This window comes from Bacillus sp. BB081, assembly GCF_008368895.1.
In the GTDB taxonomy this organism is placed as follows: Bacteria; Bacillota; Bacilli; order Bacillales; family Bacillaceae_G; genus Bacillus_A; species Bacillus_A wiedmannii.
This window is the reverse complement of sequence record NZ_QOZX01000101.1, coordinates 1-14,000: the sequence shown is the minus strand read 5'-3', so window position 1 is coordinate 14,000 and position 14,000 is coordinate 1. Positions and strand designations below refer to the sequence as shown.

The 14,000-nt window shown below is 30.7% G+C and carries 15 protein-coding genes; 3 read left to right on the top strand and 12 right to left on the bottom strand.

Annotated features, from left to right (window positions below; genetic code table 11):
* A complete protein-coding gene (locus tag DN394_RS27270) occupies positions 1 to 1,395 on the bottom strand; it encodes an aminotransferase-like domain-containing protein (RefSeq protein ID WP_098150288.1) in 1,395 nt (464 codons plus the stop codon).
* A gap of 190 nt (positions 1,396 to 1,585) precedes the next feature.
* Between DN394_RS27270 and DN394_RS27265 the strand changes: the two genes are divergently transcribed.
* Positions 1,586 to 3,277 (top strand): M3 family oligoendopeptidase, encoded by a 1,692-nt coding sequence (locus DN394_RS27265; protein WP_098150287.1) that lies wholly within the window; start codon positions 1,586 to 1,588, stop codon positions 3,275 to 3,277.
* A gap of 14 nt (positions 3,278 to 3,291) precedes the next feature.
* On the opposite strand, the gene DN394_RS27260 is transcribed toward DN394_RS27265, so the two are convergent.
* Entirely contained in the window at positions 3,292 to 4,380 is a 1,089-nt protein-coding gene (locus DN394_RS27260; protein ID WP_098150286.1) for a helix-turn-helix domain-containing protein, read from the bottom strand.
* A 188-nt stretch (positions 4,381 to 4,568) separates the two neighbouring features.
* Here DN394_RS27260 and DN394_RS27255 point away from each other — a divergent pair, with 188 nt between their 5' ends.
* Positions 4,569 to 5,516: a phosphotransferase enzyme family protein gene (locus DN394_RS27255; RefSeq protein ID WP_098150285.1), complete on the top strand. Its 948-nt coding sequence runs from the start codon at positions 4,569 to 4,571 to the stop codon at positions 5,514 to 5,516.
* Here DN394_RS27255 and DN394_RS27250 read toward each other — a convergent pair.
* The 4 genes from DN394_RS27250 to DN394_RS27235 all read right to left on the bottom strand — a co-directional run bounded on the left by DN394_RS27250 (position 5,513) and on the right by DN394_RS27235 (position 8,832).
* Positions 5,513 to 6,262: an aminoglycoside phosphotransferase family protein gene (locus DN394_RS27250; protein ID WP_098150284.1), complete on the bottom strand. Its 750-nt coding sequence runs from the start codon at positions 6,260 to 6,262 to the stop codon at positions 5,513 to 5,515. The genes DN394_RS27255 and DN394_RS27250 overlap by 4 nt on opposite strands.
* Positions 6,263 to 6,377: 115 nt before the next feature.
* Complete coding sequence (locus tag DN394_RS27245) at positions 6,378 to 7,172, bottom strand: VOC family protein (RefSeq protein ID WP_098150283.1); 795 nt, start codon at positions 7,170 to 7,172, stop codon at positions 6,378 to 6,380.
* Positions 7,173 to 7,461: 289 nt separating this feature from the next.
* A complete protein-coding gene (locus DN394_RS27240; RefSeq protein WP_001003842.1) occupies positions 7,462 to 8,214 on the bottom strand; it encodes a class I SAM-dependent methyltransferase in 753 nt (250 codons plus the stop codon).
* Positions 8,215 to 8,508: 294 nt separating this feature from the next.
* A complete protein-coding gene (locus DN394_RS27235) occupies positions 8,509 to 8,832 on the bottom strand; it encodes a winged helix-turn-helix transcriptional regulator (protein ID WP_098150282.1) in 324 nt (107 codons plus the stop codon).
* 186 nt (positions 8,833 to 9,018) lie between these two features.
* Here DN394_RS27235 and DN394_RS27230 point away from each other — a divergent pair, with 186 nt between their 5' ends.
* Complete coding sequence (locus DN394_RS27230) at positions 9,019 to 9,735, top strand: SDR family oxidoreductase (RefSeq protein ID WP_098150281.1); 717 nt, start codon at positions 9,019 to 9,021, stop codon at positions 9,733 to 9,735.
* A gap of 21 nt (positions 9,736 to 9,756) precedes the next feature.
* Here the strand turns inward: DN394_RS27230 and DN394_RS27225 are convergent, their stop codons facing one another.
* From DN394_RS27225 to DN394_RS27200, 6 genes are all read right to left on the bottom strand, one after another.
* Positions 9,757 to 10,353 (bottom strand): NUDIX hydrolase, encoded by a 597-nt coding sequence (locus DN394_RS27225; RefSeq protein ID WP_098150280.1) that lies wholly within the window; start codon positions 10,351 to 10,353, stop codon positions 9,757 to 9,759.
* A 139-nt stretch (positions 10,354 to 10,492) separates the two neighbouring features.
* Complete coding sequence (locus DN394_RS27220; protein ID WP_252197163.1) at positions 10,493 to 10,720, bottom strand: HAD hydrolase-like protein; 228 nt, start codon at positions 10,718 to 10,720, stop codon at positions 10,493 to 10,495.
* Positions 10,721 to 10,746: 26 nt separating this feature from the next.
* Entirely contained in the window at positions 10,747 to 11,556 is an 810-nt protein-coding gene (locus tag DN394_RS27215; protein WP_098150279.1) for a MerR family transcriptional regulator, read from the bottom strand.
* 109 nt (positions 11,557 to 11,665) lie between these two features.
* A complete protein-coding gene (locus DN394_RS27210; RefSeq protein WP_098150278.1) occupies positions 11,666 to 13,123 on the bottom strand; it encodes a serine hydrolase domain-containing protein in 1,458 nt (485 codons plus the stop codon).
* Positions 13,123 to 13,635: a DUF1700 domain-containing protein gene (locus DN394_RS27205; protein ID WP_098150277.1), complete on the bottom strand. Its 513-nt coding sequence runs from the start codon at positions 13,633 to 13,635 to the stop codon at positions 13,123 to 13,125. The genes DN394_RS27210 and DN394_RS27205 overlap by 1 nt, the downstream gene beginning before the upstream one ends.
* The gene (locus DN394_RS27200) at positions 13,632 to 13,937 is read right to left on the bottom strand and encodes a PadR family transcriptional regulator (RefSeq protein WP_306472617.1); all 306 of its coding nucleotides are present in this window, start codon (positions 13,935 to 13,937) and stop codon (positions 13,632 to 13,634) included. Before DN394_RS27200 ends, DN394_RS27205 begins: the two co-directional genes overlap by 4 nt.
* Between the last annotated feature and the right edge of the window lie 63 nt (positions 13,938 to 14,000).

The following is a 14,000-nucleotide window of genomic DNA, read 5'->3' as shown; positions in this document are numbered from 1 at the left end:
TCAAAACAAACCTCCTTTTTCATTTTTTTCTTTTTTAAATTGAAAGATTTTACGTTCCACTTGTTTGATTTCCTCAACTACTTTATGAATTCCTACTTCAATCCTATCTGCCTTCACATTCGATACGTTTAACTTTAATAGTCTTTCTTTCGGAAAACCTCTCACATAATTTTTATCAATCGTATCAATACTTATTTGTTTTTCACTTAATCTTTGGAAAAACATTTCTGAAATACTCGTTTTATGTAATTCTAAACAAGTATGAATTCCAATTGTATTTTGCTTTTTATACGTGAATAAAAGCGGGTTTCCACTATGAGTTCTTTCTAATGTTTCTGCTAGCTTTTTAGATCTATCGTGATAGGAAGATTTAATTTTATTTTTATGACGTTCAAACATGCCACTCTTTATATAAATTTCTAAAGCAGCTTGAGATATCATTGGGCTATCAATATCTAAAATCTTTTTATATTTATAAAAAGATTTCGCAATGGTTGGTGGAATAACTGCGACTCCAACTCTTAATCCCGGAAAAATAATCTTCGAATAACTTTTCAAATATATAACATGATTACCATGATCCAAGCTATATAACGGATCTGCTTTTGAATCAGTTTCTAAATCCGCTAAATAATCATCTTCCACTATAAATACATTATATTTCTTAGCCAATAACACGATTTTTTCTTTCTCATATTTAGAGTAAGAAGTTCCAAGTGGATGATGATATCTTGGTATTGTATAAAAGAATTTTATTTTACCTGTTTGAAAAATACATTCCAATTCATTTAAGTCAATGCCTTCATTCGTGCGTTTAATACCGATAACAGGAATTTTGTTTATTTCTAGATATTCAATATATAAATGATACGTTGGCTGTTCAATTAATATCGTTTCATTTCCATTTGGAAATGGTATAGAAGTTAATATTGCTAGCGCCTGCTGTACACCGGACGTTATAAAAATATTTTCTTCTTTAGTGAAAACTTGATAGTTCGCCAGTTGTTTTTGAATAACCGGAATTAAAGATGGTAAACCTTTCGGCGTCCCATATACAAATAAGTCATTTTTATATGTATCAATGGCTTTATTAATACAATGTTGAAAATCTAAATATGGAAAAACATCTGGATCTGGTGCTGAGGAAGCAAAATCAATTATCTCGTCATTTTCTACAAAACTCCCTGATTTTCGAACAACGTAGTATCCACTCTGAGGGACGGAATAAATAATATGACGCTTTTCTAATTCATGTAGCGCTCGTATAACTGTCGCCTTATTGCATTCATATTTCGTAACGAGTGTCCGAATAGACGGTAGTTTCTTTCCTTCTTTTATATCTCCATGTTGAATCATTTTTTCTATATCATTAAAAATATGTAAATACTTATACATTATTTCACTCCCTTATTAAAGCACTTAAAAAGACCCCTCATTCTCATACGCTCTCTATAAAGCAAAAGTAAATACATCCTTTCTATCACTTTAAAGTTTAACATTATTTCACATTTTTTCCTCTTAACAAGGAAATTACAATTAATAAATAGAATATCTCCATGAATAAATAAAAAGTGAGGGATATGTTATGCAGCGTTTAAATACGATGGATATTAGTAACGTTCTAGAATTAGAAAAGGCTCTTTCTACTCTATTAAATGAAGTGATTTCTTCAAAACTAGACCTTGAAAACTGGTTAAAAGAGCAATCAAAAGTAATTTGGGAAATCGAAGAACAATTAAGATCACACTATATCGCCTTTCAATGTAATACAGATAATAAAAAAATAAAAGATACTTTTGAATATGATCAACAATTTGTACGACCTCTTATGAAACGTTATCAAAATGCATTTGATACTAAATATTTAGAATCACCTTTTCGAATGGAGCTTGATCCAAAAACGTATAGCTTACTAGATAAAAAAATAAAGAATGCGCAGACATTATTTTGTGAAAAGAACATTGATTTAGAAGTAAACGAGGACAAACTCGTAACCGCGTACTTCGAAATTACAGGTGGTTTAACTGCACTATGGGACGGTGAAGAAAAAACAATTACTGAACTACAGTCTTACCTACAAGATCCGAATCGTGATATACGAAAAAAAGCAAAAACGCTCATTTCTGAAAAGTTCTTATCTGTTGAAGATAAATTACAAAATATATTAAATGAATTAATCGTAATCCGTCATGAAAAGGCAAAAAACATTCAATTACATAATTATCGTGATTATATGTTTAAAAAACATGAGCGTTTTGATTATACACCTGAAGATTGCTATGAGCTTGCTGAATCTATTCGTAAGCATGTAGTGCCACTTATCGATAAGATATTTAATGAGAAAAAATCTGAACTTCAAGTAGATAGCCTTCGTCCATGGGATCTAAAAGCAACCGCACCAAATCAAAAAGCATTAAAGCCTATCGAAAACGCAAATGATTTAATCGAAAAAAGTTCTCATATTTTACATAAACTAGATCCTGAGTTTTCCGCATTACTGGATCGTATGCACAAAAATAATTGCTTAGATTTAGAAAGTCGTAAAGGAAAAGGACCTGGAGGATTTTGCGAATATTTACCTGCTTCTCAATTATCTTTTATTTTTATGAATCTCAATCATACACATTATGATATTACTACTTTCCTCCATGAAATGGGTCATAGTATTCATAATGAGTGTATGAAGCAATTAGAGCTTCAAAAACATTTAGAAATCCCTTCAGAATCAGCTGAGCTTGCTAGCATGACAATGGAATTGTTTTCGATGGAGTATTGGGATACATTTTATAAGAATACAGAAGAATTTATAAAAGCAAAATTAGATTTCTTTAAAGATATTGTTAAGTACTTACCACAAATGCTTATCGTTGATCAATTTCAACATTGGATGTATGAAAATCCTAATCATACCGCTAAAGAAAGAAATGAAAAGTATTTAGAATTACATAAAACATACCAATCGAACGTCGTAAATATTGAAGGGTATGAAAATTGGATTGCAACTAGCTGGTTACCTGTACTACACATATTTGAATTACCATTCTATTACATCGAATACGCTATCGCACAACTTGGTGCACTACAAATGTATAAACAATATAAAGAAAACCCTAAACAAGCAATAGAAAATTATAAAAAAGCTTTATCATTAGGTAGCTCTAAATCTTTACCGGAAATATATGAAGCGGCTGGCATTCGTCTTGATTTTTCTGGCGAAACAATTAAAGAACTAATGTTATTTGTAGAGGGCGAATTAGAGTCACTTAAACAATTATAAGAAGGAAGCTGTTCCTATATTTTAGGTTCAGCTTTCTTCTTTATTTTATTTATTAATTCTATGTACTGAGAATCACCATATCCGATTGTTGGAAAAAGTTGAAACAACTTTATTAATAATTCTTGATTTGATAAACCTTTATTTTTAGAGATAAATTTCATTACAGTATTATCTTGTTTTAGCATTTCTAAATATAAGTCTATAGCCTGATACATTACAGGTGGTACTTTATAGGATGTTTTTTTATGGTTTACTAATACTTCATTGTATATAGAAGAATAATTTCCCATTTCAAGTTCAATTTGATTTACTTTAAATTCATCTTCTCTAAAGCTATTTAAGTATACCTTCCCTTCATAAGAAGACTGCTCAAGGTAAGAAAGTATGGTAAGTAGGTTCATTTGGCAAAACATATCTTCACCAAACCATAAAACAACACATTTATACTTTTTCGTAAAAAGATTTTCTAACGGATCGATAACCTTTTTTGTATAACTTTCTATTGAACTGTTATGTCCTTCTGCTCTTGTTTTAATAAACTCTTCATTAAAAACTTGTGTAGTAGCCAGGTTCACACACATTGCCTCATTAAATGGTGCATATTCAGAATCGCACATTAGCTTTTCATTTTTAAATTCTTCATACATCATTTGACCATTTAATATGTTTAGTACATCTTTATCAAACAGCTCTCTTTTCGCATTTCGTAACTGCTCAACCTCTAATTTTCTAGAAACGTTCATTTTAAACTCCCCTTCTATTTTTAGTTTAATAAATGACTGAACAGGCATTTTGTTAAGTTGGAATTCTCTTGGATTCATTCCAAAAACATTTTTGAAAGCTCTACTATAAGCCTCTTGCGAAGAATAATCATAATCCAATGCAATATCTATTATCTTTCTATCATTCGTCAACTCCCCCGTAGATAAATACAATCTTCTCAAAAGAATATAACGTCTAATACTAATGCCTGTTACTTGGTGAAATCTAAAAGAACAGTAATACGGAGAATAACCCATATAACGCGATAATTCATTTAATGAAAATTCTTCTTTTAAATTGCTCTCAATCCAATCAATCATCTTCTGTATATGTTCATTCATTTACTCCCCCCTTATTAAGCATTATAAAAGATGTTCATTACTTTCTTTTGATATTTCTTGTGTTTTATAACATGGGCCATTCATTACATCGCTTCATTTTAAAGGATATCAAAAATAAAACACGAATGTTGTAAATTAAGAATCTTTTCGTTCTCTAGTAAAAAATAAAGTTTGGAAAGGACGTTACAATGAACGAGCTAGAAAAAGAAATACTCCAATTAATAAATGAACGCTATCCATTCAATTTTATTAACATTAAATCTATAACGAATGAAATGTATCAATGTCACGCACAACAAGGTACTTACTTCATTAGAATTACAAACTACAAAACATATGAAGAACAGTTAGAAGAAGTTACATATACGAACTTTTTATATCAAAATGGTTTAGCAGTTCCTCCTATAATACATTCTCTAAATGGGAATTTAGTAGAAAGGTTAACATTAGATAAGGAAATTTTTACCGTATTATATAAAACTGCTCCAGGTATACATTTACCAAGGTGCGAATGGAATTCTAATATGTTTAAAAAGCTTGGTAAACAAATTGGAAAATTACATCGCATTTCTAAAAGCTTTGAACAGACTAATCTGGTTAAACATATAAACGATTGGTATGAAAATGAAGAATATAATTTTCTTAAGTATATCCCTAAAGAAGAAACTACTATAAGAGAAATTGCATCTGACGTTTTAACTTCTATAAAAGAGCTACAAAAATCCACTTCAAATTACGGCTTAATTCACGGCGATTTATGGTTAGAAAACATTTTAGTTGAAAACAATTCAAACTTAACAATGATTGATTTTCAAGACTGTGAAAAACATTTTTACATATTTGATTTAGCAGTTCCTATTTATAGTGCGATAGAATATTCATTTGCTGGAAATGGAAATATCGTTGACTATGAGCATTCTATTACAAAAGCAATATTTGCCGGGTATCAAGAGGAAAATGAACTACCTAAAGAGATGATAGACAAGTTTCCAATGTTTATTAAATTAAAGGAGATTTTTGAATATAGCTTACTGCATATGTACTGGGATAAAGAAGAATTAACTGAGGAACAAGTACGGATAATGAACCTTTATAGGATGAAAATCGAAAATAAGTATACCTATGTTCATGTTTAAAAGTGCTGATTCAAAAGTCTGTTCAAATACACTTCATTTTGCGGAGGTACTTTCTCAGCAAATCTAGCTGTAATAATAATAGGAGCCCATTGAAAAATTTCATCTCTTGTTAGATCGGTATTACTGCAATATATTTGCAAATACATTTCTGCTAATTCTATATTAGACTGCGCATACAATAAATATGTACGAAATACATCTGCACGAATATCACCTGAACTAGCATCAACCCAATCTATAATATTCACGTTCTTATTATTCAAAATTAGATTAAACGGATGGAAATCCCCATGACATAATCTAGGTTCAAATTTGATTGAATGTAACTTATTCAATATACTTTCCTTTTGTTTTTCATCCAATTTATGTACAGATTTAATTTGACGCTCTAACCTTTCTCTCATTGATTCTATTTCATCTGTGTTCACACGTATAGCATGAATCTTTTTTTGTTCATTTACACAAATATTTATGTAATGCTCTGCTTTATTCAAATTATTAAGTAGAAGCTCACCAACACTTTCCCCTTCTACATATTCCATAATAATAGCTTGTCTACCTTGTATCTCTGAAACTTCAAATACTTTAGGTACGTGTAAATCACGTGAATATGCATACTTTTGTTTTTGTGCTTCATATAGAGATTCTGTATTAGGGAGGTATTGTTCAAACAATTTTACAACTTTATTATCACATAGATAAATTTCAGCTGTATTGCCTTTTGCTATCGGATTTCCTAAATTCAATTCATTTCTCCCCTTACAGTAATTTAAGATAACGCTTTATACTCCTCTATAAATTCAGTGTAATTATACTGAAACCCTTCTTCATGAATATATAAAAACTTACTACTTTCTATCCTTAAATAGAAAGTGGTAAGTTTATTTGTTTCGGGATATCTGAACGGAACTCTGGTGTATGCAAGATAGTCAGTGAATAACCCTGTTGAATGAACGATACTTCATTATGTTTACACTCAAATGGAATACTATTTTTCTTGAATTTATTTTGGATTCGTTGTAAAAATGCTTGATCTGGTGTTCCGAAAGAAACGTGTACTTTCGGTGGTAAAGCTTTCATCGCAATTGGAATCCATGGTCGCTGCCACCAAGTTGCGACGACATAGGCAGTTCCACCTATAACAAAGTTAAAAATATCTCCATCCTCCATCGTTTTCATATCTAGATTTAATTTCAACCATTTCGTAAATACAGGTACACTTTTAACGGGAAGACCGATTTCTCTTACATATAAAACGTTTAATGGTGAATGCGGTACTAATACATCTTCTTTAACATAACTATGCGCGATAATTTCGAGAAGATTTCCATCGCCATCTCTGAAATATAAGTTGAATCGGCCGCTCTCTTCATCAATTGTATGACCATCTTTCCATTTCACAATGAGTAATCCAGAATCCTTTAACCACCTTGCTGTTTCATGAAATTTTGAATATGGAATCTCAAAAGCAAAATGTGTAGGTGCAATTGGTTCATACACTTCTTGAAAGCTAATTGTTGTGTATGGCGTTACTTCAAATTGAATAAACGATGCCGTTTCTTTTTTGATTGGAAAAGATAATATATCCTTATAAACTTGTTTTACCCCTTCTATGGAAACTGTTTGTAGTTTTATATCTGATATATGCGTAATCACGTTACATTCCCCCTCGTTTCTTATTATCTATTCGTATTGTATTACACTTATAAATAGATAGAATCAAACAGAAGGATGGATATTTCAAATAAAAAACTACAACTTTAGTATGAATATGTTAGCTTCTTTCATTGTGAGTACAGTAACGTTTCAAAACAATTACCCTCCATATTTCATCTTTTTGATTAACACTTTACTTATTTCTATTTTTTCAAGTTTCCCCTGCATTGTTTCCATATAAAAAAGCTGTCTTTCCTTAAATGAAAAGCAGCTTTTACAGTAAAATATATTAAGATTTTACAGCAATAATCATAAACCTTTTTGAATTCGTACGAATACCTTTTTCAGAGCTATTAGCATCAATAAATTTTTGTAGAATAGTAAAATCCTCTTCTTTTTCTCCAAAATTAGGAATAATAGGCGTATGTTTTAATAAGAAAATAAGATCTTCAGGCGTACTGTAATAATCAGTAATATCATATTCACGTACTTGCACAAGTTCAAATCCTGCACTAATAAGTTCACTCATATACTTTTCTTTTAATATGCCATCTCTTTCACCTAAACATTGTCCTCGTCCAAATGCTTCTTTAAGATTCAATTTATCACGTTCGCAAACTTGTTGTGTTAAGAAAAAAGCACCCTTTTTCATTACTTTTGCTAACTCAGATGCTATAAACGGTGCATGACAACTAGAAGCAATATCAAAATGATCACGCGGAAAAATTAATGCTTCAGAATCCATTTGAAAAAACTCAACGTTTTGTACACCTGATTTTTTCAAGTTGGAATGTGCCGTTTCAATCATACCGTTAGAATTATCAATTCCAATTAACAATTTAGCTGATGATGCTATGTGAAGTACATTCTCTCCTCCACCTGTACCAACATCAAGTAGCGTGTCTGATAGTTTACATCTTTCTTTCACTTCTCCATAAAAGTCCCATGTATCTCCTACAGTTTCACATTTTATTTTACTAAAATCCCATCCATTTACTTTTCCTACTTTATCATAAAAGTTTTTATACTCTAACTCGTTCATTTTATTATTTCCCCTTTGTTACTATGCATGAAATGTTTAATCCTGAAAACCCTCGAATTAGACTCATAGTTTATATTTTCGTAACTCTCTTTTTATATCCGGTACAAATCTTTCAGTTTCAAACAACTACTTCCTTCGAGCAATACATAATTTCATCTATCCCACCTCAATTAAAAGATTATATCTACGATAACATCATTTAATTATGTATATTATAAAATATAAATTATTGAAATGGCAACTTTCTGTTTTTTAATTTACATAATAAATTTATGGTTAACCTATATTAATATATTATAAATGTTTCCTTCCCCAACCACACATACTATCCAAAACTACACTTACCGTTTTTCCATGCTCAGTTAAGCTATACTCCACTTTAGGTGGTATTTCTTGATAAATTTCGCGTTCTATTAGTCGATCTAACTCTAATTCTCTAAGTTGCTTCGCTAATGTTCCTTGAGATATGTCTGGTATTAATCGCTTTAATTCACCAAATCGTTTCGTTCCATCTGTTAGCAAAATAAATAAAATGAGTGGCTTCCATTTCCCACCGATTATTTGTAATGTCGCTATTACCCCTTTTAACTTTGGTTCTTGTAAATCCATTTTTCTCACCTCTCCTCAGATATCATAAAACATATTTAGCAATTTTTCATATTACTTATCCGCATGAATAGCGATTAGTACGAAATTTGTGACTATGTACATATAAAGTGCGTACTTTTCACTTGCTATCTTTTAGCGAATAATAAAGGCATAACAGTTTTATTTTAAAGTTTTTATTAAGGGAGTGGCTTAAATATGTCTATAACTACATTAAAAGGTAGCCGTATCGTTATCATTGGTGGGAGTTCTGGTATTGGATTTGCAACAGCAGAACAAGCAATTGAACAAGGAGCACATGTTATTATTGCAGGGCGTTCGAAAGAAAAATTAATGGTTGCTCAAGAAGTAATAAATAACAATCATCTTCAAACTTATGTAATCGATAATAAGGATACAAACCAATTACAAGATTTTTTCAAAAAGGTTGGGAATTTTAATCATTTGTTCACACCAGGAGCTTCTTACACACTTGGACCAATAACCGCTACAAATGATATTGCTGAAAGCAGCTTTAGCGGAAAGTTTTGGCCACAATATTATGCCGTAAAATATGCAATTCCTTTTCTTTCAAACTCTGGATCGATCGTGTTAATGTCCGATGCATTTAGTCAAAGACCACTTAAAGGTGCGCCTGCTTACGGAGCTTGTAATGGTGCTATTGAAAGTTTAGGGAAAGCTTTAGCTGTTGAATTAGCTCCTATAAGAGTTAATGTTGTTTCTCCTGGAACGATACGGAGGGAACACGAACAAAGCGAAAATAGACTAACTGCTTATGAAGCTTATAAATCTCTTTCTCTTGTAAAAAGGCCTGGGCATAATGATGAAATTGCACATACTGTTCTATATTTAATGCAAAATAGTTTTACTACAGGCAATGTATTGTTTCCTGATGGAGGATACACATACCATTAAATTATTTAAAACAAAAGCCCCTTATAAAGGTGGCTTTTGTTTATAATTTAAAAAATTCTGAAATAATACAGGATCCTCCTTTAAAAGTCCTGCTAAAAACATAAGTTGCGGATAAGGTTGTAAGATTAAGTCTTTATTCATTTTTTCTTTCAATACAGCTATTCCATCTTGCTTAATATAATCATTTAGTGTTATTTCCTTACTACAAATAAGCCTAATATCATTTACTGAAAGTAATAAGAGCCCGTTCGTTTCAGAAGATGGAGTTGGTTCATTTTCTGCATGTGCCATATACATAATAGATAAACTTTTATCTGGACTATCAATAATTAATATTGGATTGATCTCATTTTCTAATTTTATTTTCTTTGATTGTGCATTCCAATTCTTTTTATAAAATGTAGTTGGTGAATTCAATATAGTAATATCGATAGAAGCTTCTTCTTTCACTTCTCTTTTAGCAGTTTCTACTGCTGTTTCATCCGCCTCTTTATGCCCTCCAAGTCTTACTACACCTAATGTATCCCCTTTACTCGTTGGTCCAACTTGAAAAACAAATAAATTCTTATACATTACATATGCACCAGATGTTCGTACATTCTTATCTATAGGTATCAATATTTACCCTCCTAAATTAACCATCTCACAAACCAGTTTACTATAATTTTATTATGTTTTTAAATTATCTTCAATCCAACACACAGCATCAAGTAAATTTTCCGCTATATAATTAGGTGCCGTTTCTATCCACGTATTTCTATACTTTGTTAATGAGCTTTCCCCATCCTGTTCGTACCAAAATCTTTTTCATATTTACCCTTTTGGCTGCAATCATATCCGTACTCCCTGTATCACCAATAAGAAAACAGTCTTTTAAACATAGAACATGTTCTTTCGCTGCTTTTATAAGTAAATCTATATTCGTTTTTTGGCAGTCGCAACTTGTCTTGATATTTATGGATATATTTATAAAGAAAAAAGGCATATAATTAATGCCTTTTTTCTTTATCATCATTTAACTGGATAACAAACTTCTGTAACCCACTTTTTAGGATCTGATTCCATCGCTGGGCTCACATGATAAATATTAAACATCGGGCCTGCTAATTCGTAACCCTCTGTCTCAATCCATTTTGCGGCTGCTTCATTTACGTTTGTCATTTGTTCATAACTTCCGCTTACTGTTATAGAAGCTACTTTGATTGGCTCTATTTTTTGAAAATGAACATCTTTTGTATTTTCATGCTTTCCTAAGATATTTAGCTGTATTTCTACATCTACATCATTTTCTTTGTATTCTTGATCATGGAAGACAGCGATACTATAACTCGGATGGGCCATACTAATATTTTTAATATGAATTTCTCGCATCAATATACTCCATAAATCGCCTTCACAATTATATGATGGAATAATCTTTCTAACACTCGCCACATATCTTTCTGGAATTTCTTTTATTGAAACATGATAGTTCATCTCAACAACATCCTCTCTCATCGTTTTCATTGAGTCATCGAGGAGACGTAATTGTTTTTGGAGGTTATCCATGTCTTCTTTAATTTGAGCACTACGATTTAAAAATCGTTCCTTAATATCATCTATATTATCGGATTCTATGATTTCTTTAATGGTAGCGATATTAAATCCCATATCTTTTAACGTTTGAATTTGATTTACTTTCTTTAACTGGGCTGCTGAATAGTATCGATAACCACTTTGTTCATCGACTTTTACTGGTTGCAATAATTCTACTTTATCGTAGTGTCTCAACATCCGTATACTAATGGAAGATAATTTTGAAAAGTCCCCTATTTTAAACATGATTTCCTCCTATAAATTACATCTACTTCGAACCTCAACTTTATCTTAAACAATGACATTGTGTGAGAGTCAACTGTTTATAACGCTTAAATTATATTTCTTTAATTATTTACCTCTGTACCTTTTTCCTTCTTAAGGCTATAAAGATTGATATTAATCCGTTCACAGCTAATAAAATTACTATAATACTTATAAGTAAAGCTACATCTGCCGCAAAGATTTTAATCGTATGCCATGGTGATCTTGTACTATAAGTAAGAATTGGAATGAAAATAATAGATAATAGTAGGAATAGATTCCCTATAAATAACCAAGTTAGTCTTTTAACAGTTTTCTTATGTTTATATTTTTTAATTAACATAATTGATATAATGAAAAGCGCGAATATAACTATAGACATAACAATTTGTATAAATGGTATGTTTTTAGGGGGATCAACCGGTACTTCTCCATTCAAAATACTAATAATCCCATTTTTCAATACCGATAGTACTGATTCTTCTAATACATGATTTTTATTTGTTAAAATCACACCACCCCAGCCACTTTTATTTAAAATAAATATTTCTGCACGAGCATCAGGCGTTGATCCTGAGTGCCAAATCATCGTTTCGCTTTCATTTATATTTGTTGTTCTTAATCCAAAACCATAACTTTTTTCTGATTTTTTTTTATAAAGTGGTGACAGATAAAGATCCATGTTTTCTTGCTTTAAAAATTGAGCATCCTCTGGCCGATTCAAAAACATAATAAATTGAAGCATATCTTCTAAATTTGCAGTAATATAGCCATACGGTGCCCCTGCATTATCATAGGACACTACACTTTTTCTTGGTATGCCAAACCACGACTGATAACCTGTTAAATAACCTTTTTCATATGCAGTTTCTTTACTTGCTGCCGCGCCATTCATATTTAATGGCTGAAAAATATGCTTTTCCATATATGATGAATATGTTTCATTTGTGACGGCCTCAATAAGTGCACCAAGTATTATATAATTCGCATTACTATATTGATATTTTTCACCTGGTGGAGCAGTTAATTTTACATTTGATAGTTTCATTACATTTTCTTGTAATGCTGTAGAATTTTCGGATTGCTTATCTGATAATGCTAAGCCCTCATATGTACTGATTCCGCTTGTATGAGTTAGTAGATGTTGGATTGTTATAGTTGAGGATATTTTAGGATATTTTAGTTTAAACCAAGGAAGATACCGTTGAACTGGATCCTCTAATTTTAATTTTTTATCTTCTATTAATTTCACTACAGCTAAAGCTGATAAAGATTTACTTATTGAGCCGATTGCAAATGGGGTTTTACTAGTTACCTTTTTTTCAGATTCCCCAGTAATCCCCATCGTTTTTGTGAAAAATACATCTTTATTATGTACAATTGCAACAGAAGCTCCTGGAATGTTCTGCTCCTTTATAAATTTTTCAATATACTTATCTAATGCAATTTTAATATTTTGCTGAGCATAAACTTTTGAATCTGTAATACATAACATTAATACATTACAAAGAATATAAATTAGAGACATTTTATAGATCGTATTCTTCATTATGCTTTAGACAGCTTTCGTTTTTTATAACTTACTAAACTAATAAATACTACTGCAGAGAACATAAAACTAATCATTATTAATAATGAATTCCACCATTGATTTTCTGAAATACGATATAAAAGATTATACTGAAATGTATTTTTACTATTAGTTGGATTAAATGATCTAGTTAAAAATATTGTGAATGTAGTTTGCGAGATGAGGTAAGTAATAATTGCGATGAATATGCCGCGTAAGATAGATGTGTTTAATTTCCCCTTTTCATTTTTAAGTTGTTTCATTTTAACTTGTAAATCAATCTCATTTATTTCTAAATAATCTTGAACAAATAATTGAGGTGTACCTAAATCATCTATACTATCTTCACCATGTTCACGACATTCTTGAATATGTTCTAATATTTGTCGCTTAATATTTTTCCTTTCTTCTAAACTAATATCGTATTGCTTTAATTCCTTAAGTACGTCTGTTAAAAATTGCTTTTCTTTACCTATCAATCTATTCCTCATTTCAGAAGGTCTCCTCTCAAACCGCTTTTTAATAATGTTTGAATATCTGATTGCAATTCTAACCACTCATTAATTTTCTTCTCAAGACGTATTTTTCCGTTTTCATTAATTTCATAATAAATCCTAACTTTACCACTGTCTGTTACTACTTGATAAGTATTAACCCACTCTTGATTTTTCAACTTAGTTAATATGGGGTAAATACTTCCTACTCCTTTCAATTTTAAATTGTTTACTTCAAGTTCTTTCATAATCTCATAACCATAACTTTTCTTTTTCGACAAAATAGATAATACACACATTTCTAAATGACCTTTAATTAAACTTGTTCTGTCCATAGGATAAATTTAACAGAAATATATACT